General features: G+C 69.3%; 21 protein-coding genes, 1 tRNA gene and 1 pseudogene. 12 read left to right on the top strand and 11 right to left on the bottom strand.

Annotated elements, in window-relative coordinates; genetic code table 11:
• Nucleotides 1–54: 54 nt before the first annotated feature.
• Together H0B54_RS15090 and H0B54_RS15085 are read left to right on the top strand one after the other, a co-directional pair.
• A complete protein-coding gene (locus tag H0B54_RS15090; RefSeq protein ID WP_188261006.1) occupies nt 55–390 on the top strand; it encodes a hypothetical protein in 336 nt (111 codons plus the stop codon).
• The gene (locus H0B54_RS15085) at nt 387–869 is read left to right on the top strand and encodes a cell wall hydrolase (protein WP_188261005.1); all 483 of its coding nucleotides are present in this window, start codon (nt 387–389) and stop codon (nt 867–869) included. The genes H0B54_RS15090 and H0B54_RS15085 overlap by 4 nt, the downstream gene beginning before the upstream one ends.
• Nucleotides 870–975: 106 nt before the next feature.
• Here H0B54_RS15085 and H0B54_RS15080 read toward each other — a convergent pair whose 3' ends face one another.
• Nucleotides 976–1,224 (bottom strand): hypothetical protein, encoded by a 249-nt coding sequence (locus H0B54_RS15080; protein WP_094303079.1) that lies wholly within the window; start codon nt 1,222–1,224, stop codon nt 976–978.
• 306 nt (nt 1,225–1,530) lie between these two features.
• On the opposite strand from H0B54_RS15080, the gene H0B54_RS15075 reads away from it, so the two are divergent.
• The 6 genes and pseudogenes from H0B54_RS15075 (at nt 1,531) to H0B54_RS15050 (ending at nt 8,994) form a co-directional block, all read left to right on the top strand.
• Nucleotides 1,531–1,908, top strand: a complete 378-nt coding sequence (locus H0B54_RS15075; RefSeq protein WP_188261004.1) for a DUF952 domain-containing protein — start codon at nt 1,531–1,533, stop codon at nt 1,906–1,908.
• Nucleotides 1,905–2,978, top strand: coding sequence for a quinone-dependent dihydroorotate dehydrogenase (locus tag H0B54_RS15070; RefSeq protein WP_188261003.1), 1,074 nt, complete (start codon nt 1,905–1,907; stop codon nt 2,976–2,978). The genes H0B54_RS15075 and H0B54_RS15070 overlap by 4 nt, the downstream gene beginning before the upstream one ends.
• Nucleotides 2,979–3,000: 22 nt before the next feature.
• Nucleotides 3,001–4,236 carry an EAL domain-containing protein gene (locus H0B54_RS15065; RefSeq protein WP_188261002.1) on the top strand — a complete coding sequence of 412 codons (1,236 nt, stop codon included), beginning with the start codon at nt 3,001–3,003 and terminating at the stop codon, nt 4,234–4,236.
• Between the two features lie 151 nt (nt 4,237–4,387).
• On the top strand, nt 4,388–6,352 hold the full coding sequence (thrS, locus tag H0B54_RS15060; protein ID WP_188261001.1) for a threonine--tRNA ligase: 1,965 nt from the start codon (nt 4,388–4,390) through the stop codon (nt 6,350–6,352).
• 84 nt (nt 6,353–6,436) lie between these two features.
• Nucleotides 6,437–6,961 (top strand): annotated as a pseudogene (gene infC / locus H0B54_RS15055) (translation initiation factor IF-3); the annotation flags it as partial.
• 191 nt (nt 6,962–7,152) lie between these two features.
• Entirely contained in the window at nt 7,153–8,994 is a 1,842-nt protein-coding gene (locus H0B54_RS15050; protein ID WP_188261000.1) for a transglycosylase domain-containing protein, read from the top strand.
• On the opposite strand, the gene H0B54_RS15045 is transcribed toward H0B54_RS15050, so the two are convergent.
• Entirely contained in the window at nt 8,991–9,656 is a 666-nt protein-coding gene (locus tag H0B54_RS15045; RefSeq protein WP_188260999.1) for an SH3 domain-containing protein, read from the bottom strand. The two genes, H0B54_RS15050 and H0B54_RS15045, sit on opposite strands and share 4 nt — an antisense overlap.
• Nucleotides 9,657–9,664: 8 nt before the next feature.
• The gene (locus H0B54_RS15040; RefSeq protein WP_188260998.1) at nt 9,665–10,801 is read right to left on the bottom strand and encodes a hypothetical protein; all 1,137 of its coding nucleotides are present in this window, start codon (nt 10,799–10,801) and stop codon (nt 9,665–9,667) included.
• 269 nt (nt 10,802–11,070) lie between these two features.
• Between H0B54_RS15040 and H0B54_RS15035 the strand changes: the two genes are divergently transcribed.
• Nucleotides 11,071–11,391 carry a ribbon-helix-helix domain-containing protein gene (locus H0B54_RS15035; RefSeq protein ID WP_094303087.1) on the top strand — a complete coding sequence of 107 codons (321 nt, stop codon included), beginning with the start codon at nt 11,071–11,073 and terminating at the stop codon, nt 11,389–11,391.
• 25 nt (nt 11,392–11,416) lie between these two features.
• Here the strand turns inward: H0B54_RS15035 and H0B54_RS15030 are convergent, their stop codons facing one another.
• Entirely contained in the window at nt 11,417–12,292 is an 876-nt protein-coding gene (locus tag H0B54_RS15030) for a TIGR01459 family HAD-type hydrolase (RefSeq protein WP_188260997.1), read from the bottom strand.
• Nucleotides 12,293–12,330: 38 nt separating this feature from the next.
• Nucleotides 12,331–13,587, bottom strand: coding sequence for a glycosyltransferase family 4 protein (locus tag H0B54_RS15025; protein ID WP_188260996.1), 1,257 nt, complete (start codon nt 13,585–13,587; stop codon nt 12,331–12,333).
• 42 nt (nt 13,588–13,629) lie between these two features.
• Between H0B54_RS15025 and H0B54_RS15020 the strand changes: the two genes are divergently transcribed.
• The 3 genes from H0B54_RS15020 to H0B54_RS15010 all read left to right on the top strand — a co-directional run bounded on the left by H0B54_RS15020 (nt 13,630) and on the right by H0B54_RS15010 (nt 17,661).
• Nucleotides 13,630–14,433 carry an alpha/beta hydrolase gene (locus tag H0B54_RS15020; RefSeq protein ID WP_188260995.1) on the top strand — a complete coding sequence of 268 codons (804 nt, stop codon included), beginning with the start codon at nt 13,630–13,632 and terminating at the stop codon, nt 14,431–14,433.
• A 119-nt stretch (nt 14,434–14,552) separates the two neighbouring features.
• Nucleotides 14,553–14,643 (top strand) — tRNA-Ser (locus H0B54_RS15015).
• Between the two features lie 1,275 nt (nt 14,644–15,918).
• On the top strand, nt 15,919–17,661 hold the full coding sequence (locus tag H0B54_RS15010) for a putative bifunctional diguanylate cyclase/phosphodiesterase (protein WP_188260994.1): 1,743 nt from the start codon (nt 15,919–15,921) through the stop codon (nt 17,659–17,661).
• Nucleotides 17,662–17,735: 74 nt separating this feature from the next.
• Here the strand turns inward: H0B54_RS15010 and H0B54_RS15005 are convergent, their stop codons facing one another.
• The 6 genes from H0B54_RS15005 to H0B54_RS14980 all read right to left on the bottom strand — a co-directional run bounded on the left by H0B54_RS15005 (nt 17,736) and on the right by H0B54_RS14980 (nt 24,219).
• Complete coding sequence (locus H0B54_RS15005; protein ID WP_188260993.1) at nt 17,736–18,962, bottom strand: acyl-CoA dehydrogenase family protein; 1,227 nt, start codon at nt 18,960–18,962, stop codon at nt 17,736–17,738.
• A gap of 47 nt (nt 18,963–19,009) precedes the next feature.
• A complete protein-coding gene (locus H0B54_RS15000) occupies nt 19,010–20,014 on the bottom strand; it encodes an ABC transporter substrate-binding protein (RefSeq protein WP_188260992.1) in 1,005 nt (334 codons plus the stop codon).
• A gap of 193 nt (nt 20,015–20,207) precedes the next feature.
• Complete coding sequence (locus H0B54_RS14995) at nt 20,208–20,993, bottom strand: class II aldolase/adducin family protein (protein ID WP_014241412.1); 786 nt, start codon at nt 20,991–20,993, stop codon at nt 20,208–20,210.
• A gap of 27 nt (nt 20,994–21,020) precedes the next feature.
• On the bottom strand, nt 21,021–21,989 hold the full coding sequence (locus H0B54_RS14990; RefSeq protein ID WP_343068949.1) for a D-isomer specific 2-hydroxyacid dehydrogenase family protein: 969 nt from the start codon (nt 21,987–21,989) through the stop codon (nt 21,021–21,023).
• Nucleotides 21,990–21,993: 4 nt separating this feature from the next.
• The gene (locus H0B54_RS14985; RefSeq protein ID WP_188260990.1) at nt 21,994–23,130 is read right to left on the bottom strand and encodes an LLM class flavin-dependent oxidoreductase; all 1,137 of its coding nucleotides are present in this window, start codon (nt 23,128–23,130) and stop codon (nt 21,994–21,996) included.
• 54 nt (nt 23,131–23,184) lie between these two features.
• Complete coding sequence (locus H0B54_RS14980; RefSeq protein ID WP_188260989.1) at nt 23,185–24,219, bottom strand: ABC transporter substrate-binding protein; 1,035 nt, start codon at nt 24,217–24,219, stop codon at nt 23,185–23,187.
• Nucleotides 24,220–24,227: the final 8 nt, after the last annotated feature.

Below are 24,227 nucleotides of genomic sequence, written 5' to 3'. Positions count from 1 at the left end.
CCTTCCCTGACCGGAGGCGGCCTTTTCTTTTGCCTTTTTCCTTGGAGAACGGAGATGCAGGAGTCCATCGACCTGTCCTGGTGGATCACGGCGGTCGAGCTGCCGGTCATGGGCGGGCTGTTCTGGCTGATCGCGCGGCTGCGCCGGGACGCCGAAACCGCGCTGGAAACGGTGCGGGCGCGCGCCGAGACCGCCCAGGCGCAGGTCCGAGAGAGCTTGGCCGCCTACAAGCTGGAGGTCGCCAAGACCTACGTCTCGGTCGCGACGCTGAAGGATGTGGAGCGGCGGCTGACCGATCATCTGCTGCGCATCGAGACCAAGCTGGAAAACGGCTGCGCGCCATTTGCCCCGCCCTACGCTCCGCCCTATGGCGATGGGGGCCGCCGATGAGGGCGCGTGTCCTGAAGCCGGAACCCGGACCGGCGGCCGGGCCGCAGGTGCTGCGCGCCGACGCTCCCGGTCAGGCCATCGACACGCTCGCCCGCACCCTGTGGGGGGAGGCGCGCGGCGAGTCCGTGCGGGCCATGGAGGCGGTGGCAGCGGTCGTGATGAACCGCGTCGGCCGGGCGCGCGACCATGGAGGGTGGTGGTGGGGGAACGACGTGGTCGCCGTGTGCCGTCTGCCGGGCCAGTTTCCCTGCTGGGACCCGGACGCGCCGGGGCGGCTGGGGCTGCTGTCGGTGACCGCCGCGGACCCGGTCTTCGCCGTCGCCCAGCGGATCGCCCGCCGCGCGGTGGCCGGTCTGCTCGACGACCCGACGGGCGGAGCGACTCACCTGCACCGGGCGGGGGCGAACCCGCAATGGGCGCAAGGGCGCAGTGTCTGTGCCGAGATCGGCGGGTTCCAGTTCTACAACGACGTCGAATGACGTCTCGGTCTGCAACGATGTCGAACGACATCTCCCGGCCGCGCTCCGGCGGACCGGACAATCATTCCGGACCGCCGCCGCGGAAGGAGAGGTTGGAGCGGATCGGTCAGGCGGCTTCCTTGATCATCGCCAGATAGATCTTCCACGCCGTCTCGACCGAGACGCCGCCGGCGCGCGACCCGGCGGCCAGCATCGCCGCCGAGGGTTTCAGCGGAACGGGCGTGCTGCTGGGCTCGACGGCGGCGGCCAAGGGGGCGCTGTCCACGCTGGACACGATCACCCCATGGATGCGCGAATCGAGCGCGTGGTCCACCGGGTGCCGTTCCTTCACAACATTCATCGCAATCGCGTTCATGGGGCATCTCCTTGCTTGCCCATCCCTCAGCAATCCCGATGCCAGTTCCGAAAAGTTGCCGCCGAAGGGGTGGATGCCCCGGGGAATGCTTGATTCTGCTGCTTTTCCGTGTGGTCGCCGGGGTGCGATCCGGCGGAATGGCGAATTTTCCTTCTGCAAAACGCCGCGGGATTCCCAAAGCCACATTTGCAAATTGCGAAGCAAACAGCGCAACGTCCCATTCTGAAGTTATCAACGTTCCGCCGATCCCCCCGAATTTGCCACGGCTGGCTTTGGCGGTCGGCTTTGCGCTAAGGTCGCCGTGCCATGACTGAACGGATCATCTTTCATATGTGCCGCGCCGCGGAGTGGGAGAGGGCGCTCGCCGCCGGGGCCTACCACGGCTCGTCGCAGGATGCGGCGGACGGCTTCATCCATTTCTCCACCGGCGCCCAGGTCGAGGAAAGTGCGGCCAAGCACCGTGCCGGGCAGGACGGCCTCGTCCTGCTGACAGTGGACGGCGCTGCTCTGGGCGACGCGCTCAAGTGGGAGCCATCGCGCGGCGGCCAGCTCTTTCCCCATCTCTACGGCCCGCTGCCGCCCGCGGCGGTGCTGCGTACCGATCCGCTGCCGCTGGGGCCGGACGGCCGCCACGTTTTCCCGGCGACCTTCAAGGACGCCGCCTTTAAGGACACCGCACCGTGATCGACCTCTTTCCCATCGTCGGCCCCGTCCTGCGCAGCTTCGATCCGGAGACGGCGCACGGGCTGACCATCAAGGCCCTGTCGAGCGGGCTGATGCCGCCGGTGCGGGAAAAGGACGACCCCATCCTGCGGACCACGGTGATGGGGCTGGATTTCGCCAACCCGGTCGGCCTCGCCGCCGGCTTCGACAAGAACGCCGAGGTGGTGGATGCCATGCTGCGTCTGGGCTTCGGCTTCGTCGAGGCGGGCAGCGTCACGCCCCGCCCGCAGCCCGGCAACCCCAAGCCGCGCCTGTTCCGCGCGCCGGAGCAGGGCGCCGTCATCAACCGCCTGGGTTTCAACAACGAGGGGCTGGAGCCCTTCGCCCAGCGGCTGGAGCGGCGCCTGTCCGGCGCTCGCAAGGCGACGGGAATCGTCGGGGCCAACCTGGGCAAGAACAAGGACACGGTGGAGGCTGCGGACGACTATGTCCTCGGCGTGACCCGTGTGGCGTCGCTGGTCGACTATCTGGTCGTCAACGTGTCGTCCCCCAACACGCCGGGCCTGCGGACGCTCCAGGGGCGCGACCCGCTGCGCACCCTGCTGGGCCGGGTGCTGGATGCCCGGACCGCCTGCAAGCTGGCCAAGGCGCCCCCCGTCCTGCTGAAGATCGCCCCGGACCTGACCGACGAGGACAAGGCCGACATCGCCGCGGTCGTGCTGGAGTCGGGCATCGACGGGCTGATCGTGTCCAACACCACCATCGCCCGGCCGGCGGAGATCCCGGAGCCGCTGCGCGCGGAAACCGGCGGCCTGTCGGGCAAGCCGCTGTTCGCGCCGTCGACCGCCGTCCTGCGCGAGATGTACAGGCTGACCGGCGGCAAGGTGCCGCTGGTCGGGGTCGGCGGCATCGCGTCGGGCGCCGACGCCTACGCCAAGATCCGCGCCGGCGCCTCGCTGGTGCAGTTCTACTCCGCGCTGGTCTATGCCGGGCCGGCGCTGGTGCTGGCGATCCGGCGCGACCTTGCCGCCCTGCTGCGCCGCGACGGCTTCGCCTCGTTGAGCGACGCCGTGGGGGCGGATCACCGCTGAGCGGGGCGGGGGGAACCGGCGCATGGCGGCCCTTTCGGCCCTGATCAAGGCGGCCTTGATCCATGGGCTGGCCGTCGCGGCTGCGGTCTTGGTCGCTCTCGCCCTGCCGGATCTGTGGCCCGGCACCGGCCCGGCGGTGGGCTGGCTCGGCGGCGGGCTGGTCCTTCTGGCGGGCGCCGTCCTGGATCTGCACCGCCGGCTGGCCCGCCGGGAGCGTGAAACCCAGCGCCGTCTGGAAACCCTTCAGAAAAGCGTGGACGCGCTGGCTGAACGGCTGGACCAGCGGATCGCGCTGGTGGCGGAGGCCGCCACCCCCGCCGCCACCCACGAAACCGTCCTTCAGGAGGTGAAACTCCTGCAAACCCTGGTCGCGCGGCTCGGCGAATCCCGGTTTTCGGGGGAGCGCGAACCGCCGCGGGCGTCCCGCCCGGCCCGGCCTGTGCCGCGGGACGCCATGCCGGCGTCCCAGGCCCCGCGATCTCCGGACCTGCGGCCCGCGGCGTTCGGCGAAGCGCCGCCGATGGACGACGCCGGCGTTCTGGAAGCGGTGCGCGACGCGCTGGCCGCGGACCGGATCGACATCCACCTCCAGCCGATGGTCAGCCTGCCGCAGCGCAAGCACCGCTTCTTCGAGGTGTTCTCGCGCGTGCGCGCCGCCGACGGGTCGCTGATCCTGCCCGACCGCTATCTGGAGATCGCGGAGCGCGAGGGGCTGATCGCCACCATCGACAATCTGCTCCTGGTCCGCTGCATCCAGTTGATCCGCGAGACGGAGCGGCGCCAGCACGCCATCGGCTTCTTCTCCAACATATCCGCCGCCACGCTCAGCGATGCGGAGTTCATGCGCCAGTTCCTGGACCTGATGGCCCGGAACCAGTCGCTGGTGCCAAAGCTGGTGTTCGAATTGAGCCAGCAGGAGCTGCGGGCCGGCGGGGCGGTGACGATGGGCATTCTGTCGCAGCTCGCCCGCATCGGCTTTCGCTTCTCCATGGATCGGGTGACCGACCTGGACATCGACGTGGACGCGCTGCTGCGCCACGAAATCCGCTATCTGAAGCTGGATTGCGGTCTGCTGCTCGACCCTGCGATGACCCTGCGCATCGAGGATGTGCGCCGCCGTCTGGACGGTACGGGGATCGATCTCATTGCCGAGAAGATCGAGACGGAGACGCAGCTCGACGCGATCCTGCGCAGCGGCATCGATTTCGGCCAGGGCTATCTGTTCGGCGAGCCGCGCCCGGCGCGCAAACCGCCCTGAGATAATTTTGCCGTGAACTAAATTTGCAAGAAAATTCGCCGTTCGGGTGACGGATTCCGGCCGGAAATGCCTGCGGCGCCCTTGACAGAAAGCCCGCCCGCATTAGAAGTTTCGCCTCCCGGCATGCGCCGGGTGCGATGCAAACAGTCAAATGGTGACTTCGGTGACGTCCAACATCGCCATCACGCTGCCCGACGGCAGCGTGCGGGAGTTCGACCGGCCGGTGACGGGGCTTGAGATTGCCCAGTCCATCGGGCCGCGCCTTGCCAAGGATGCTCTTGCCGTCAAGCTCGACGGCGAGGTGAAGGACCTCACCACCACCGTCACCACCAACGCCAGGATCGAGATCGTCACGCGCAGTCATCCCGACGCGCTCGAGGTCATCCGTCACGACGCCGCCCACGTCCTCGCCGACGCCGTGCAGAAGCTCTATCCGGGCACGCAGGTGACCATCGGTCCGGCGATCGCCAACGGCTTCTATTACGACTTCGCGCGCGAGGAGCCCTTCACGCCCGACGATCTGACGAAGATCGAGGCGAAGATGCGCGAGATCGTCGCCAAGGACGTTCCCATCGTGCGCGAGGTCTGGACCCGCGACGATGCGGTCGCCTACTTCAGGAAGCTCGGCGAGCATTACAAGGCGGAGCTGATCGAGGCGATCCCGGCGGACCAGGACATCAGCATCTACCGCCAGGACGACTGGCTGGACCTGTGCCGCGGCCCGCACGCCCCGACGACCGGCAAGGTCGGCAACGGCTTCAAGCTGATGAAGGTGGCCGGCGCCTACTGGCGCGGCGACAGCCGCAACCCGATGCTCCAGCGCATCTACGGCACCGCTTGGCGCGACGAGAAGGAGCTGAAGGCCTACCTGCACCAGCTCGAGGAGGCGGAGAAGCGCGACCACCGCCGGCTGGGCAAGGAGCTGGACCTGTTCCACGTGCAGGAGGAGGCCGTCGGCTCGGTCTTCTGGCACCCGAAGGGCTGGACGCTGTTCCGCACGCTGGAGACCTACATCCGCACCAAGCTGAGCCAGGCGGACTACGTCGAGGTCAAGACGCCGCAGCTGATCGACAGCTCGCTGTTCAAGGCGTCGGGCCACTGGGACATGTATGGCGACAACATGTTCAAGGTCTCGGCGGACGACGGCGAGAAGATGCTCGGCATCAAGCCGATGAACTGCCCGGGCCATGTGCAGATTTTCCGGCATTCGCTGCGCTCCTACCGCGACCTGCCGATCCGCATGGCGGAATTCGGGTCCTGCCACCGCAACGAGCCGTCCGGCGCGCTGCACGGCATCCTGCGCGTGCGCGCCTTCACCCAGGACGACGCCCACATCTTCTGCACGGAAGATCAGGTGGCGAGCGAGGCGGCGGAGTATTTCAAGCTGCAGCTCGGCGTTTACCGGGATCTCGGCTTCGACAAGATCGCGGTGAAGCTGGCGCTGCGTCCCGACGTGCGCACCGGCTCCGACGATCTGTGGGACCGGGCCGAGGGCGCGCTGCGCCAGGCGCTCGACGCCGCCGGGCTGGAGTATGAGGACCTGCCGGGCGAGGGCGCCTTCTACGGTCCGAAGGTGGAGTTCCACCTGACCGACGCCATTGGGCGCACCTGGCAGTGCGGCACGCTCCAGTACGATCCGAACCTTCCCGAGCGGCTCGACGCCTCCTACATCGGCGAGGACGGCGCCCGCCACCGTCCGGTGATGCTGCACCGGGCCATCCTGGGCTCGCTGGAGCGCTTCATCGGCATGCTGATCGAGCATTACGCCGGCAAGTTCCCGATGTGGCTCGCCCCGGTCCAGGCGGTGGTCTGCACCATCACCAACGACGCCGACGGCTACGGGCAGGAGGTCGTCAGCCTGCTGAAGCGCCGCGGCATCCGTGCCGAACTCGACACCCGGAACGAGAAGATCAACCTGAAGGTCCGCGAACACAGCCTTCAGAAGGTTCCCGTCCTGGTGGTCGTGGGCAAGCGCGAGGCGGAGGAGCGGACGGTCGCCCTCCGTACCCTCGGTGGTAAGGATCAGGAAGTTCTTGCCCTCGACGCGGCGCTCAATAAACTGGGTGAGGAGGCGAGGTCCCCCGCGGGCACCGCCGCCTTCGATTCGCCGTTTTAACCGACCGCACCGTTCGGGCGGGCTTCCCTCTGGGAGGCCGCGCCCCGGTGGGTTTCCAGTCATGGAGAAGCGTCCATAGCCAGGATACCGTCAGAAGCCGCTCCGACCCGCGATGGACCGCGGGTAAACCGGGAGATCACGGCTCGCTCGATCCGTCTCGTCGGTGCCGACGGCGAGATGGTGGGCGTCGTTTCGCTGCGCGATGCGCTGCTGGCCGCTGAGGATGCGGGTCTCGACCTCGTCGAGATCGCCCCCCAGGCGGAGCCTCCTGTCTGCAAGATCCTCGACTATGGCAAGTACAAGTACGAGGCGCAGAAGAAGGCCGCCGAGGCGCGCAAGAAGCAGAAGATCATCGAGGTGAAGGAGATCAAGCTCCGACCCAACATCGATGACAACGACTACGACGTGAAGATGCGCTCGGCCCGCCGCTTCCTTGAGGAAGGCGACAAGGTCAAGGTGACCATGCGCTTCCGCGGGCGCGAGATGGCGCACCAGGATCTTGGCATGAACGTGCTGGTCCGCGTGCGCGACGAACTGGATGAGCTGGCGAAGGTCGAGCAGATGCCCAAGCTCGAAGGCCGCCAGATGGTCATGGCCCTCGCGCCGAGGTGCCCCCTCGGCGCCCCGGCCCGCCCGCCTTCCGCAGAGCACACGCGTCCCAAAAAATGCCCGCCGGTTCCGGCGGGCTTTTTTGTTGGGCGGCGGGGCCATTCCGACGCTCCGCAATTACGAGGTAGCGGCATTGCGGAAGCGGGGCGCCACGCCGACGTGAGGCACATTCCGCCTCCAACATCCGGCCTATGCCCCGACCATCCCTGCTCCGCCGCGCCGCCCTGGCTTTGACGCTCGCGCTGCCGCTGCTGTCCGGCCTGTCCGCGCCGCCCCCTGCCCAGGCAATGGAATTGTTCGGGGACGAGTTCCGCACCGTCGACGACGTGCTGGCGTACAACCGCGGCCACGGTGTGCGCTTTCTCGACCGGCAAGGACGCTTCATCGGCTCCATCGGCGAGACGTACGGCGACACGCTGACGCTGGAGAAGATGCCGAAGCACCTGATCCAGGCGCTGATCGCCAAGGAGGATCGGCGCTATCTGGAGCATGACGGCATCGACTTCCAAGGGCTGGCCCGCGCGCTGGCCGTGGCGGTGACCTCCGGCAGCTTCAGCCAGGGCGGCAGCACGCTGACCCAGCAGACGATGAAGCTGATCTTCCTCAACCGCTACAACCGCTGGTCCCGCAAGGCGTACGAGCTGTACAGCGCCAGCGACTTCGAGGAACAGCTCGGCAAGAAGAACGTCCTGTACCTGTACCTCAACCGCGCCTATTTCGGGTTCGGCGCGTACGGGGTGGACGCCGCGGCCCGCGTCTTCTTCGGCAAGCCGGCGGGCAAGCTGTCGCTGAAGGAGGCGGCGATGCTCATCGGCTCGCTGCCCGCCCCCTCCCGCCTCAACCCCTTTGCCAACTTGGAGAAGGCGGAGGCCAAGGCCGCCCTGGTGCTCGACGCCATGGCCGACGCGGGCTTCATCACCGAGCGCACGGCGGAGCAGACCAAGCGCCAGCGCCCGATGCTGGCCGCGGCCAACAAGGCGGCGGTCCTGTCCACCGGTCATTTCCGCGAGACGGCCAAGGCCCGCTTCGACCGTTTCGCCGCGGACCGCTACGGCGGAGAGCTTCCGGGACCGACCTTCACCGCAAGGACCACGCTCGACCGCGACCTTCAGGCTGCCGCCCTGCGCAGCGTGGACACCACCCTGAAGCGCCACGCCAAGAGCCTGGGCGATGCGGAGGTCGCTCTGGTGGCGATGGACGGCGACGGGGCCATCCTGGCGATGATCGGCGGTCGCGACGCGGCGGCCCGACGGGACCACTTCAACCGCGCGCTCCAGGCCCGCCGCCAGCCCGGCTCGGCCTTCAAGCTGTTCGTCTTCCTGGCGGCGCTGGAGCGCGGGCTGACTCCGGACTCCCACGTCGACGGCTCGCGCATGGAGTTCACGGACGGGCGGGCCATCCGCAATTTCGACAACCGCTACCCGTCCTCGGTGACGCTGGCCGACGCCTTCGCCCATTCCACCAACACGGCCTCGGCCCGCCTGACCCGCGGTCATGCGGAGGAGATCGCCGCCGCCGCACGCCGCCTCGGCGTCGAGTCGCCGCTGGAGCCGGATCTCGGCCTCGCCCTGGGGGTCAGCGAGGTGTCGCTGCTGGAGATCACCCAGGCCTACGCGGCGGTCGCCAACGGCGGCAGCAAGGTCGACGGCCATCTGTTCCAGCGCATCGGCGATCCCGCCGGGCGGACGATCTACAGCCACACCCCGCAGAAGGCGGAACGGGTGATCGACCCGCGGACCGCCGCCACCCTGAAATCAATGCTTGGCGAGGTGATGCGGGACGGCACCGGCAAGACGGCCCGCCTGCCGGCGGCGCTCGCCAAGAGCGGGGCGGGCGGCAAGACCGGCACCACCAACGATTACCGGGACGCCTGGTTCATCGGCTTCGCCGACGGCGTGGCCGGGCGTGGGCTGACGGTCGGGGTGTGGGTCGGCAACGACGGCAACACGCCGATGAAGGGGGTGACCGGCGGCTCCGTTCCGGCGGAAATCTGGCGTCGCTTCATGGTCGAGGCGGCTCGGGTGAAGGGTTAGCGGCCCTTCGCTCCGGCGAGCAGGGAGGCGCCGACGAAGCCCAGCGCCCGCCCGTTCCGCCCGACCTCGTACCAGGACCCGAAGGCGGCCATCACGGTGACCGTTTCACCTCTCTCCAGGACGTCCGCCACCTTGGCGTCGCAGAAGGGGGCGACGCGCAGGTTCGCGGCGGCGCGGACGCGCACCCGCGTCCCCACGGGGATGGCCGGGCGGCGCGCTTCGGCGCTGCGCTCCTCGGCGATGGGACCGGGCAGAGCGCAGCCGCGATCCTCCTTCGAGGCTTTGGCATAGCCGCCCTTGAAGCGGTTCGTCGGCGCGCTTTCCGTGGCCGTCGTGGGGGCCGGGCCGGAGGGCTTGCGGGCCGGCAGGGGAGCGGCGACGGTGTCGGTGGCGGCCGGCGCCGGAGGCTCCGCCGTGGGAGCGGCGGTGGTGGCCGGTTCCGCCGGCACCGATGGCGCGGGCGCGGTCAGCACCGGCACAGGAAGCAACGGCGCCAGACCCTGCGGCGCCACCTTCCCCGCCGTTCCCAGCGGGGTCAGCCGGGGAAGCACGGCGGTCGGCGGCGGGCGCGGCGTGAAGGTCGGTTCGGCCTCGTCCGCCCACACCGAAGGGCCGCCGAGCAGCGCCAGCAGGCCGAGGAGGGGAAGCGCAAGCCGGCGCATCCGCCGCCTCAGTCCACGACGACGCGGGCGACGAGCGCGGGCAGGGTCTGGCAGCGGAACAGCCCGTCCAGCGTCTGCTGCTCGGTCAGGCGCAACGACAGGGCGCAGCCGTAGGCGTTCACCGTCAAGGCGGTCTGCGCCAGCGTGCCGATGGCGGCGGAGGGCTTGGCGATGCTGTAGCCGGGGGCGCCCAACCGCCCGGCGAGCGCGCCGTTGACCGGGTTGAAGGAATCGATCTCCAGCGTCAGCGGACCCAGGTTGTTCAGCACCGTTTCCGAATGCGGATCCTCCTTCGTCGCGTAGAGCTGCACCGGCACCGCCTTGCGGCGGGCGATCCAGTCCTTCAGCGCCAGATTGCCCAGCACCGGGTCGCGGCTCTGCAGCGCCGCTTCCATGGCGATCTGGCGCAGCGACGGGTCGTTGCCGCCCAGCGCCGCCTCATAGGCGGCGACCCGCGCCGGGCGGTCGGCTCCCAGAATCCGGGTGCGCAGATCGGCGATTCGCGTCGCGCGGGCCTCCTCCCGCCGCCGTTCGGCGGCGGCGCGTTCCTCTTCGGCCTTGGTGGCGGCAGCCTGCCGGGCGAGCAGATCCTCCTCGCGGCGGCGGCGGGCGTCCTCCTCGTCGCCACGGGCCTCGGCGTCGCGGGCGATCTGGTCGCGCAGACGGTTGGCCTCGGCGGAGCCAGCCAGCACCGGGCGGCCGGGAAGCTCCTCCAGCGGCTGGCCGATGCCCTCCAGCACCTCGGGATTCCGCAACTCGATGCGCGCGTTCCAGCCGTTGGGGCCGAGCGTGGCGAGCGCCGTGGCGGTCAGCGTCTTCTCCAGCCCGGCCTCGGCAACGGGGCGGATGAAGGTCACGGCGCCGTCCCGGCTTTCCACCATGTAGGTCGGCTTGGCGAGCCGAAGCTTGGCCCCGATTCGCACGGCGGTGCGCGATTCGGTGGATTTCGCGGTGCCCTTGCCATCGGGCGCCGGGGCGGGAATCGGGTCCGCCGTCACCTCCTCGACGGTCCAGAGAGGCGGGACCAGGCGCGACACCTCGGCGCGGATGCGGTCGATGGGCAGGTCGGACGCGCGGGCCGGCAGGACGGGAGCCAGCCCGGCCATCAGCGTCACCGCGATCCCCCACGCCGCCGGTCGCACCATCGCTCGTTCTCCACCGGAAGTGACCACTACAGCTTGTGCCGGTTCGTCCAGGCACTGGTACAGCGAAGCCGCCCGCGAAGGGAAGCGGCTTTTGCCCAAGCCGGGAGCGCGCGGTGACTGGAACGGTGAACCTTGGGCCTGGATCGCGACCCCCGGTCGAAATTGGCTTTGTGCCCACACGCCGCTTGCAATATCATCATACAAGTGAATGTATATTCGCCGGAAACGCGAGCGCTTTTCCGCAACGGCAGGGGACCAAGGGCAACGATATGGCGGGCAGACAGGGGAACAAGGAAGGGCCGGTCCTGGTCTGTCGCAATGTCAAGGTTTCCGGACGACGCACCAGTCTTCGGATGGAGCCCTATATTTGGGACTCCTTGAAGGAAATCTGCGAGCGTGAAGGGCTGACGCTGAACGACATCTGCACCCAGATCGATCAAAGGCGCGGGGAAGCGAATTTGACCGCCTCCATCCGCGTTTTTATCGTCAGCTATTTCCGCAACGCCATCGGAAACCGCGGCTTCTCCGAAGACGGGCCGTCCAGCATTCTCCGCAAGGCGATGGACGACGCCATCCCGCCCTTCGACTGAACAGCGGGACGGGACACCGTCCGCCTTACCAGCGCAGGCTGGGGAGGCCGTAAGTCGGCTGATGACCGGAGGCGGCAGCGGCGGCGGCCAGCTTGGCCGGATCGACGGACTCGCCCCAGGCGCCGCCCAGCTCTTCCCGATGAATGCCGAAGGTGACCAGCGCCACGTCGATCCCGGCGGCGTTGGCCCCGGCCACGTCGGTGCGCAGGCTGTCGCCCACCGCCAGGATGCGCCGCTTGTCCTTGATCCCCATCAGCGACAGGCAGCGGTCATAGACCGGGGCGTGCGGCTTGCCGTGCCAGAAGACGTCGCCGCCCATCTCCTCGTAACGCTGGGCCAGCGTGCCGGCGCAGATGACCATCTGCTCGCCGACCATCACGATCAGGTCGGGGTTGGCGCAGACCATCGGCAGGTTGCGGCGGCGGCAGGCCTCCAGCGCCGGTTCGTAGACCGACAGCGACTCCCCGAAATCGACGATGCCGGTGTTCACGACGAAATCGGCCTCGTCCGGCGACGCCACGAGCGTGTAGTTCAGCCCCTCGTACACGTCCATGTCGCGGTCGGGGCCGATGTGGTACAGCCGCCGGCCCAGCGCGGCGTGCCATGGGTCGTTGCGATCGCGCAGCGCGTCGTAAGTGGCCTCGCCCGAGGTCATGACGTGGTGGTAGCGCTCGCGCCCGATCCCCATGCCGTCCAGTTTGGCGATGGCGCCGCCGGTGCGGCGCGGCGCGTTGGACAGCAGGCAGATTACCTTGCCCGCCGCGCGCAGCCGGTCCAGGCATTCCGGCACGCCGGGGTAGGGCCGCTCGCCGTCGTGCAGGACGCCCCACAGGTCGAGGATGACCCCGTCGTAACGGTCGATGACGGAGGCGATGCCGGAAAGCTGGACGATGTCGGTCATGATGTCCGGTGGTGTGACGGGCGGGGAAGGGGGGCGGCTCAGCGGCCTTGCGCGGCGCGTTTGGGCCCAGCGTGTTTGGGCTCGGCGAGAAGCTCCGCATAGACGGCCAGCGTGTCGGCGCACATGCGCTGCTTGGTGTAGCGCTCGGCGACGAAGGCGCGGGCGCGGGCGCCGATGGCGTCGCGCTGCTCCGTCGTCAGGGACAGCGCCTCGTCCAGCGCCTTGGCCAGCGCGTCGGGATCGGCGGGCGGCACCACCCAGGCGGTCTCGCCGGGAATCACCGTCTCCTGGTAGGCGCCGATGGCGGAGACGATCACCGGGCGGCCCATCGCCTGCGCCTCGACGATCACCCGCCCGAAGGCTTCCGGCTCCTGCGAGGCGGAGACGACGACGGTGGACAGCCGGTAGGCGGCGGCCATGTCGTTGCAGTGGTCGGTCATCGTGACGACACCGTCCAGCCCGGCGCGGCGCACCTGCTCCTCCAACTCCTGCCGGTAGCCGGTGCGGCCCTGGTCGGACCCGACGAGCAGCGCGCAGACGTCCTTGCGCCCCAGCTTCGCCAGCGCGTCGATCAGCACCGTCTGGCCCTTCCAGCGGGTCAGGCGGCCGGGCAGCAGGATCACCGGCTTGTCGTCGGGCAGCCGCCATTTCTGGGCGAGCTGGATCATGCGGGCGGAGCTGACCCGTTCCGGCGCGAAGGACAGCGGGTCGATGCCGCGGTGGATGGTGCGGATGACCGCCGGATCGACGTCGTAATTCTCCAGGATGTGGCGGCGGATGAAGCCGGAGATCGCGATGATCCGCTCGCCCCGCGCCATCACCGAATTGTACCAGCGCTTCAGCCCGTTCTTGTAATTGTACGGGGCGTGGAAGGTGGTCATGTAGCGCGCGCCGGTCGCCTGGCAGGCCAGCCAGGCGCTCCAGGCCGGGGCGCGGGAGCGGGCGTGCACGATGTCCACGCCGTTCTCCCGGATGATCGCCTCCAGCTTGCGCGCGTTGCGGCGGATGACCAGCGGGTTCTTGGAGGCCAGCGGCAGGGTGATGTGGCGGATGCCGGCGCGGTCCAGCTCCGCGGCCATCGGCCCGCCCTCGGACGCCACCAGCGGCAGCGCCCCGGCCTGGGCCAGCGCCAGCGCCACGTCGATGCAGCCGCGCTCGGCCCCGCCGGTGACCAGCGCCGGCAGCACCTGGAGAACGACGGGCCGGCGGCCGGCGGCCGCGAAGGCGCCCTTCGCGAAGGCGTCGGCCGGGTTGCGCGGGTCCTCGCCGGTGCTAAGCTGGGATTCGACGTCCATAGTCACAGATTCCTAAAGTCCTGGCCCACAGAGGTGTCCGATATGACCGAACCCGCAGCCGGCCCCGTCCCGTCGCCGGGCGGCGCGCACCATAGCCTGAAGCGCGGCGCCGCGACCATAGCCTATCGTCACACCCCGGGCCGCGACCCGGAAGGTCTGGCCCCCGGCGTGATGTTCCTCGGCGGCTTCATGTCGGACATGACCGGCACCAAGGCGCTGGCCCTGGAGGCTTGGGCGGCGGGCGAGGGGGTGTCCTTCACCCGCTTCGACTATCAGGGGCACGGCGCCTCCAGCGGGCGGTTCGACGAGGGCACCATCGGGCTGTGGGCCGACGACGCGCTGGCTGTTCTGGACCGCGTCACGGTGGGGCCGCAGATCCTCGTCGGCTCCTCGATGGGCGGCTGGATGATGCTTCTGACCGCGCTGCGCCGTCCGGAGCGGGTGGCCGGGCTGGTCGGCATCGCCGCCGCCCCCGACTTTACCGAGGACCTGATGTGGGACCTCTTCGACGAGTCCGTCCGCCGCGAGATCCTGGAGACGGGCCGCTGGCTGCGCCCGTCCGACTACGGGCCGGAGCCGCAGCCGATCACCCGCGCCCTGATCGAGGACGGGCGCAACCACCTGCTGCTGCGCCAGCCCATCGCCTTCGACAAGCCGGTGCGCCTGCTGCACGGCATGGCCGATCCGGACGTGCCCTGGCAGGTCAGCCTGACCCTGGCCGACCGCCTGACCAGCGCGGACGTGCGGGTGACGCTGGTGAAGGACGGCGACCACCGCCTGTCGCGCGACCAGGACATCGACCTGCTGTGCCGCACGGTGGACGATCTGGTCCGCGGTCTCGGCTGAAGGAGGGGGGCTTCGATCCGCCCCGCGGATCATCCTGAAGGCGGCGCAAGATTTTTCCCAAAAAGTGATTTCAGGGGCTTGCGCGCCGCCTTCGGGCTGGATATAAACGCGGCCTCTGCGGAGGGGTGGCCGAGTGGTCGAAGGCGCACGCCTGGAAAGTGTGTATACCCCAAAAGGGTATCGAGGGTTCGAATCCCTCTCCCTCCGCCAGCATGCCTCTACCTGTCTAAGTATTTGATTTTCCCGGCAAGTTATCCCAGGGAAATAGGCGGGTAGGGTACACGGATGGGATGCGCGTTTGCCCTTCCGTCAAGCCGTCAGCGGCTGTCTAAACAGCTTCCAAATTCGCCTCCATTAGCGACTCGCTAGGGGCTTCTGCGCTTCCCGGCTACATGGGGAACTCCCCAATCCCCAGACCGAACCCAGCGACTCTGCAACGGGCTTCCTGAGGCCCTTGCCGGGACTGAGCGGCAAACGCTTCGCCTCGCCCCCATCAGAAGCTGTGTCAGCAGCAGAAGCAGGGCAGCACGATTGCCGTAGGGGTCCCTAACTTCCCTACATGGAACCAAGACCCTCCCGCCCTTTCTGAATGGTCACTTCGAGAATACCGACTTTTGGGCCGTGTTGTGGCTCATGTTCTGACCTTTCCAAGCGGAGAGGCCCCAAAGTTTTTCTATAACGTCTCTGATGGGGCGGGGGTTCATCTTCAAGCTTATTGGAGGACCCCCTACCTTGTTCCAAAAGGTATGCCGGGGTACTGGGGGAGTGGCACAAAGACCCGAGCGGCCATTTAGAGCGCGGGAAATAGCCCCCAGCGTTGACGTTCGGCTCTAGCGCTACCTTTCAGTAACGGCACCGCGGTCCCATGTCTAGGCCAGTATCGGTATGGTTGTGAGGGCTGCCGCTCCGATACAGCTATAGAATGCCACCACCACTAAGCTCGAAGGCCCGCTGGGGATTGCCACCATGGCGCTCGACCGCGCCCTCGACTGTGTCGCCAACCAGCCGGACTTCTGGATACACGCCTGATCCACAGACCCCAAAATCGGCCAAAGTCGAGGTCGGGTCATGACGGAAAACCATAACGGATTGAGGCCGCGCGGCCCTGTCCCGAACGGCCTTCTCCTCGCCGCCTGATGTTCTCATTGTGTCCGCTTATAGGCCAAATTCTCGCATTTCGTTCGGGGCGATGGTGGAGGAACGCGGCGGCTTCCGGTGCGATGGAGCCCGATCGTCCCAGTGGTCTTGCCGGATCTTCAGGAAGATCAGCCGATCCGGCAGGTGATTTACGACGACGGAATCGTCGATCCCAACGCATCGCCACAATTAACGCATAATTATTGTATTTTAATCCGAATGAACACCATTGATAATAATTGTCTTCTTCGGAATGGTATAATTCAGCCGCCAATGGTGGGATTCATGCCGCACACATCCGTACGATACGCTTCCTTCAACGAAGTGCAGCCAAGAGATGCCGGCCTGATGCCGATCCTGCGCCTCGTTCTCGACAACATGGCGGAGGGGGTGTGCGTCGCCGGTCCGGATGGCCGGATCATCACCGCCAACCCGGCGGCGGAGGCGGTGTTCGGGCCGCTCACCGGTGCGGCCTTCGACACGCTGTTCGGACCGCGCTTGCGGCTGGCCGACGGGACCACCCCGTGCCCACCGGCCTCCTGGCCGATGGGCCGCGCCATCCGGGGCGGTGCGATGGAGCGGGAAAGCCTCTATCTCGCCCCGCCGCCCGGCGGTTCCGGAGACTGGCTGCGGGAGAACGCCCGGCCCCTGATGGAGAACGGATTCTCCGTCGGCGGCGTGCTGGTCTTCCGCGACATCACCCAGGTCAAGGCGGCGGAGGACCGCATGGCCTGGCTGGCCCATTTCGACCCGCTGACCGGCTTTCCCAATCGCGTGCAGTTCCATCAGGCGCTGGAACGCGCCATGGAAACCGTGCGGCGGTCGGGCGGCGGCCTGTCGCTGCTGCTGCTCGACTTCGACGGCTTCAAGGAGGTGAACGACCAGTTCGGCCACGCCGCGGGGGACGAGTTGCTGGCCGGGATCGCCCGCCGCCTGCGCGAGGCGCTGTCCGACGGTGTCCTTGGCCCGATTGTCACAGCCGCCCGCCTGGGGGGCGACGAGTTCGCGGTCCTGGTGGAGGAGCGCGACGGCGGCGAGGTGACGGACCTGCTCGACCGGATGGCCCGCGTCACCGCCGATCCCTTTCCGCTGGGCGGCGTGCGCCATCGCGTGAGCGTCAGCATCGGCATCGCCCGCCATCCCGACCACGGCAACGGGGTGGAGGAGCTGATGCGCATGGCCGATCTGGCGATGTACCGCGCCAAGGAGCAAGGCGGCGGCACCGTCTGCCGCTACGACCCGGCGATGATGACGGCCACGGTGGAACGGGCGCGGCTGCGCAGCCTGCTGGCCGGGGCGCTGGAGCGCGGGGAGTTCCATCTGGTCTACCAGCCGCTGACCGAGGCCGCGGGGGGCCGTCCGGTGGGTGTGGAAGCGCTGTTGCGCTGGAATCCCGTCGGCGGCGCGCCGGTCCCCCCGTCCACCTTCATCCCCCTGTGCGAGGACAGCGGGCTGATCCTTCCCATCGGGCGCTGGGTGCTGGAGACCGCCTGCCGCCAGTTGCGCCGATGGCAGGAGGAGGGACGCGGCGAACTGGAGTTCGCCGTCAACCTGTCGCCCCGCCAGCTTCGCGATCCGGCACTGGTCGACAACGTGCGCGGCGTCCTGGCCGCCACCGGGATCGAACCGTCGCGGCTGGTCCTGGAGGTCACCGAAGGGCTGCTGATCGAGGACATGGCCTTCAGCCGCCAGGTCCTGACCCGCTTGAAGGAATTGGGGGTGCGGCTGGCGCTCGACGATTTCGGCACCGGCTACTCCAGCCTCAGCTATCTGAACAACCTGCCCTTCGACATCCTGAAGATGGACGGTTCCTTCACCCGCAACCTGGGCGACGCGGGGCGGGAAAACGCCAGCGGGCAGGCGGTGGCCCGCGCCATCATCGGCCTTGCCCGCAGCCTGTCGATGACTCTGGTGGCCGAGGGGGTGGAGACGCCGGAGCAGCTCGCCTGGCTGGCGGCCAACGGCTGCACGCTGATCCAGGGCTATCTGCTGGGCCGCCCGGAGGCACCGCAGGCCGCCGCGGACAGCCTCGACCGGCTGGCCGCCGAGCACGCGCGGCGCCAGAAGGAGCGCGGCGACTTCGTGATCTGAGGAATCGACAGGGGGGCGCCCGGCCGTGCCCCCCGACTTTGCCGGATCATCTTTACCGGATCATCTTTACCGGATTACGGGGCGGAGCGGGCCAGGGCGGCGCGCCCGGCGCCGGTCAGGATCATGTCGCTCTGGGGGGCATGGACGCGGGCGCACAGCACGTCGCGGTGATGGCGCTCCAGGGGGTTGTCGCGGGACAGGCCGGGATTGCCGGTGATCTCCAGTGCCTTGGCGACCGCGTCGATCGCGTTGTTGGTCACCGTGTGTTTGACCAGGAGGCTGTCGCTGGCCGGCGGGACGGTCCCGACGTCCGCCGAGGCCGACAGGGAGCGCAGAAGCACCGTGTTGGTCAGCAGAAGCGCCTCGACCGCGCCCAGCGCCTCCTGAAGGCGGGGCACGGTCGCCAGCGGGGCACCGCCCAGCGCCGTCGGCCTGCGGGCGTGCAGGAAGCCGGTCAGCCAGTCCCGCGCCGAGCGGGCGATGCCGTCGTAGACGCCGCTGAACAGGGTGGACAGCCAGGCGGAGCCGACCGGATCGGGCACCGTCCAGCCGGCGGCGGGGCGCAGCTCGCCCACATGGTCGTCGGGAACGAAGGTGTCGTGGAAGATCACCTCGTGGCTGCCGCTGGCCCGCATGCCGATGTGGTTCCAGCTTTCGCGCACTTCGATGCCCTGTTCGGCGAGGCCGTCGCCGCGCGGTACCACCCAGGTGCCGACCAGCGGCTCGTCGTCGTCCGTGCGCGCCCAGACGCCGAGCCAGGAGAGCACCGGCAGCCCGGTGGAGTAGAGCTTGGTCCCGGAAATCCGCCAGCCCCCCGGCACCCGGCGCGCCACGGTGGCCGGCAGGCCGCCGCGGTGGGGGGTGCCCAGTTCCGGCTCGACCCGCAGCAGGTTGATGATGGCGCCCTCGGTCACGGCGCTGCGGAGGATGCGGTCACGCAGAGGCTCCGGCCAGCCGGCGCTGCGCTGGATCTGGTTGAGGATGGCGTATTGCAGCACCAGCACCAGGGCGGTGGACGGTTCCCCCCGCGCGAGCCCGCCGACCACGGCCAACGCGTCCCTCAGCCCGCCGCCCTTGCCGCCCAGCGACGTCGGAACGACCAGCGCCGGCAGTCCCGCCTCCCGCAGCCATTCGAAATTCTCGAAGGGGAAGCTGGCGGCGGCGTCGTGCTCCGCGGCGCGAAGCGCGAAGCGGGCGGCCAGCGCCGCGATCTCGGCCTCGTCCACCACCGGGACGGGGGCTGCCTCGCCGAGGGGCGCGGGCTGGAAGGGAAAGTCGGCATGGAGCGTGTCGGGGGGCATGTCGGGTCGGTCCGCTGCGAAGAGGGGAAACGGGACGGCGACGGCGGTCAGACGAGATCCACCGTGATGCGTCCGGCGAAGCGCTGGCTGTCGGTCCCGCGCTTGATGACCGAGACGCTCTTCAGCTCGTCGGTGTAAAGGGCGAGCTGCTGGCGCAGCGCGTCGCCGACCGGGGTGACGTTGTGGGCGTGGCTGCGCAGCATCGCCTCCAGATCCTCCGCCGGGAATTTCGGGGCGAAGGGGGCATAGGCCGCAGCGGCGGCGCGCGGGTCGGCGTAGGCGGCGTGCTGCGCCTCGATCAGCGCCGCGGTCAGCGCCTTGGCCGCCGGGCGGTTGTCGCGCAGCAGGCTGCCGCGCACCCCGACGAGGCAGCAGGTGCGGGTGGAGTACTCACCGCAGACGTTGTTGGTGATCTCCACGAGCTTGGGGTCCTTGGTGTGGCGCCAGACCAGCGGGTCGCCATCGGCCAGCGCCTGGATCTCGCCCTTCTCCACCGCCAGCCCCAGCAGGTCGGCGGGATACTGGCGCCATTCGACGTCCTTGGCCGGATCAATGCCGAATTTGGACAAGACGATGGAGAAGAAGTTCTTCGACGGGCTGGCCATGTCGCTGACGCCGATGATCTTGCCCGGCAGGTCCAGCACGGTGTTCACACCCGCCGCCCTGGACCCGATCAGCCGCATGCAGCCGCCATGCAGGCCCGCCGAGATCTTCACGTCGAAGCCCTGCTCCAGCGGTTTCAGCCAGCGCAGCGCCATGCCGACCCCGGCGTCCGCCTTGGCGGTGGCGATGGCCTCCAGAAGCTGGTCGGTGGAGCCGGTGAAGTTGATCAGTTCGACCTCCAGCCCGTGCTTCCTGAACAGGTCCAGCTTTAAGGCCAGCGGTACGGCGGAGAAGCAGACGGCCCCCGCGTTCCAGGACAGGCGGAGCGGCTCCGCCGCCAGCGCGTGGCGGCGCAGGACGAAGGGCGCGGACAGCGCCACGGCGCCAACGGCGCCGGCGGCGATCACGCCGCGGCGGCTGAGAAGGGGAAAGGCGGGCTTTGCGGTCATGGTGCGGGAGCCTTTGCGGAGGAACGGGGGCGGGCGGTTGGCATCCCCTCTCCCGCCCCGGGAGAGGGAGGGGCCCACGCGTCAGCGTGGGAGGGTGAGGGTGCTGCCGAGGATGAAGTGTTCTGATCCTCGCACGACCCTCACCCGCCCGCTTCGCGGGCACCCTCTCCCGGGGCGGGAGAGGGACTTAAGGTCAGTCGAGCAGGTCGGGCTCCGCCGCGACGATCCATTCCCACAGCGGGTGGAAGTTGTAGGCACCGCCCTGCTGGGTGCCGACCTGCGCGCGGGTCAGCAGGGCGGTCTCGTGGTCGATGGGCTGCGGCGTGCCGGCGGCTTCCGCCAGAAGCTGGGTGTGGGCGGCGTCCTCGGCGCTGATGAACCACCAGGCGGCGGCCTCCACGCTCGGGCCGAGGGTAAGCAGGCCGTGGTTCTTCAGGATCGCCAGCTTGCGGTCGCCCAGCGCCTCGACCAGCCGCCGGCCCTCGCCCTCGGTCAGCACGACGCCGGTGTAGGGGTCGAAGATCACCTGATCCTCGTAGAAGGCCGCGGCGTCCTGGCTCAGCGGGGCCAGCGGCCGCCCGAGCGACGACCACGCCTTGCCGTAGGTCGAATGGGTGTGGGCGGCGGCCACCACGTCGGGGCGGGAGCGGTGGATGGCCGAATGGATGGTGAAGCCGGCCTGGTTGATGGCGCGGTCGCCGTGCAGGACGTTGCCGTCGATGTCCACCAGATGCAGGTCGGACACCCGGATGGTGCTGAAGTGCTGGCCCAGCGGGTTGATCCAGAAGCGGTCGTGATGCTCCGGGTCGCGGGCAGTGACATGGCCGGCCAGCCCCTTGTCGTAGCCGTAGCGGCCGAACAGGCGGAAGGTGGCGGCCAGCCGCTGCTTGCGGTGCTGCCGCTCCTCCTCGACGCTGGTGTGGGTGACCGGATCGACGGGCGGCCAGAACTTGCGGGGGCGGGGCTGGATGTGGGTCATCGGAAGGACGCTCCTCGAGGGATGGGGTCAGTAGCCGGCTTGGACGTTCACCACGTCGCGCAGCGGCTCGCCGCGTGCGTAGGCGTCCAGGTTGGCCAGGATTCGCTCGGCCAGCCGCGGCTCGACGTCCGGGGCGGACCAGGACACATGCGGCGTCAGGCGGATGGCCGGATGGCGGTAGAAGGGATGGCCGGCGGGCAGCGGTTCCGGCTCGGTCACGTCCAGCGTGGCCCCGGCGATCCGCCCTGCCTCGATGGCGGCCAGAAGAGCCTCCTGATCGACCAGCGCGCCGCGCGCGACGTTGACCAGATGCAGCCCCGGCTTGGCCCGCGCCAGCAGATCCGCGCCGACCACGCCGCGGGTGGCGGCGGTCAGCGGCAGGGCCAGCACCAGATGGTCGCTGACCGCGATGAGGTCTTCGAGCCGGTCGAAGGGCTCTACCCCCGGCCTCGACCCGGTCCAGCCGGACCGCCGCACGGCGCCGATGGACAGGCCGAAGGCCCGCGCCCGCTCCGCCACCGCTTGTCCGATGGCGCCGAAGCCGGCCAGCCCCAGCCGCCGGCCCGACAGGCCGCCCAATGTCTCCCGCCGCCAGTCCTCCGGTCCGCGCAGGCGCACGGCGTCGAGCCGCTTCTCGAAGGCCAGCACGGCGGCCATCGCATATTCGGCGATGGGCACGGCGGAGACGCCGCGGGCGCAGGTGACCAGCGGCGCTCCGTCCAGCAGCCAGGGCGGGTAGACGTCCATGCCGGTGGAGGCCGACTGTATCCAGCGCAGCCCCCGCCCCCAGCCGGCGGGGCGTGCGGTGGGCGCCGCGTCCCAGCCGATCAGCGGGCGCGTCAGCAGCACCTCCACCCCGTCCGGGATGTCCCAGGGCGGACGGCCGTCCTCGTGCCGCAGCACCGTCGGGCGCGACGGGTGGGCGGCGATCCGCTCCCCCACCAGGGCGCCGATCTGATTGAGGACGACCGGCGACCGGCCCGTGCCCGCCACCACGCCCTCACTCCGCCGCGGCGGCTTGGGCCTGCCGGCGCTCGGCCACCAGTTGGCGGACGCGCGGCAGCAACTCCCGGCCATAGGAGATGGCGTCGGGCAGCGGGTCGAAGCCGCGGATCAGGAAGGTGGTGATGCCGAGGTCGTAATAGTCCAGCAGCGCGTCGGCCACCTGATCCGGCGTGCCGACCAGCGAGGTGGAGTTGCCCTTGGCCCCGGTCAGCCCGGCGATGGCGGTCCACAGCCGCTTGTCGTGGCGGTGGCCCTTGTCGGCGGCGGCATCGGCGATGGCGATCAGGCGGCGGGCGCCCTCGTTGCTGGGCAGATCGCCGCGGCGGAAACCGGTCTTGTCCAGCAGCGCCTTGGCCTTCTGGTGGATGGCGTCGGCCTTGGCCCAGGCGGCCTCCTCGGTGTCGGCCAGGATCGGGCGCAGCGACAGGCTGAAGGCCGGCTGCGGACGCCCCGCCTTGGCGACGGCGGCGCGCACGCGGCCCAGCAGTTCGCGCACCTGCTCGTGGGTCTCGCCCCACAGGGCGAAGGTGTCGGCGTGGCGCCCTGCAACGTCGATGGCGGCCTGCGAGGCGCCGGCGATCCACACCGGGATGCCCGAGGCGTTGTAGGGCTTCACCTGCGAGAAGGCCTGCTCGACGCGGTAGTACTTGCCCGCATAGTCGAAGGGCGTCTCGCTGGTCCATTCGGCGCGCACGATGTCGAGGAACTCCGACGTGCGGGCGTAACGGTCGTCCTTGTCGTCCACGCTGTTGCCGTCGCGCGCCAGCTCGCTGCGCTCGGCTCCGGTGATGACGTTGATGGCGACGCGGCCGCGGCTCAGCTGGTCGAGCGTGGCGAACTGGCGGGCCAGGATGGTCGGCGCCTGGAAACCGGGGCGGTGGGCGATCAGCACGCCCAGCCGGTCGGTCACGCTGGTGATGTGCTGGCTGACCTGGAGGCTGTCCGGCGAGTCGGCATGAAAGGCCTGGAGCACCGCGTCGAAGCCGCCCAGCTCATGGGCCTTGGCGACTGTCTCGATGTAGTCGCGGTCGACCACCGGTCCCTGGCGCGGAATGATCTCCGACGCATTGTGGTTGCCGACGAAGCCGACGAAGCGCAGCGGGTGGGCGGAAGCGGTGGCGGAAACGGTCATGGGGGGCGATCCCTTCATGTGCGTGGTATGGGACGGGATTGGAATGGCGTCCGGTCAAACGAGCGGACGCGACAGGATGTCGTTGAACCGGCGGTCGAAGGCCGGGGCGATGTCGATCCGCCTGGGCAGCACGCCGAGCTGGTGGAAGGTGTCGGCGACGTTCTGGGCCGAGGCGACGTCGGCGTCGGTGATCGGCGCGAGGTCGCGCTGGCGCGAATTCTTCCGGAGGATTTCCAGGTCGATCTCGGCGGAGACGCCGATGGCCGCGGAATGGACCTGCGCCCAGCGTTCCAGATTGGCGGCGCGCCAGGCAAAGGCGCGGCGCAGCCGCAGGAAATACTCGCCGATGGCCGCCGCCTTGCCCGGCTCGGCCAGCGCGTCGGGCGAGGCGAGATACAGGTAGTTGCCCGACAGATAGCCGTTGGAGGTGACGAGGACCCGCGCCCCCTTCTTGATGGCGAAGGGCACGGAATAGCCGTAGATCGCCCAGGCATCGAGCGCGCCCTGCTCGAAGGCGGCCTGTCCTTCCGCCGGGGTCAGGGCGACCGGCTGGATGTCCGTGAAGCGCAGCCCGACCTCGCCCAGCATCTTGGCGAGGTAATATTGCGTGGTGGTGGCGCGGACATAGCCGACGCGCTTGCCCTTCAGATCGGCGACCGAGCGGATCGGGCTGTCCGGCGGAACCAGCACCACCTGCCAGTTCACGTCGTCCTTGACGACGGCGACGATGGACAGGCGCGCCCCGGCGGCGATGCCGAAGGCGGGCGGGATCTCGCTGCTCGACCCCACGTCGATGGAGCCGGCGTTGATCGCCTCCACGATCAGGTTGCCGGAGCCGAACTCGGCGAACTGCGACCGGAAGGGTGTCGGCAACTGGCCGGACGCCTCCAGCGCCAGCCCGTCCAGCGCCTTGTAGTCGGCGATGCGGAGCACGGTCTCGGGCGTCGGGCCGGAGGCGGCGCGCGTGGGGGCGGGCAGGCCGCCCAGCGCCAGGGCGCCGCAGGCTCCGGCAGCGCCGCGCAGCAGGCTGCGCCGCCCGATGCCGGACAGGGAACGGGAAATGGAAGCGGTGGTCGGGTCGAACGGCATGGGTTGGG

This window comes from Azospirillum tabaci, from assembly GCF_014596085.1.
Taxonomy (GTDB): Bacteria; Pseudomonadota; Alphaproteobacteria; order Azospirillales; family Azospirillaceae; genus Azospirillum; species Azospirillum tabaci.
This window is presented reverse-complemented; position numbering and strand designations above follow the sequence as displayed.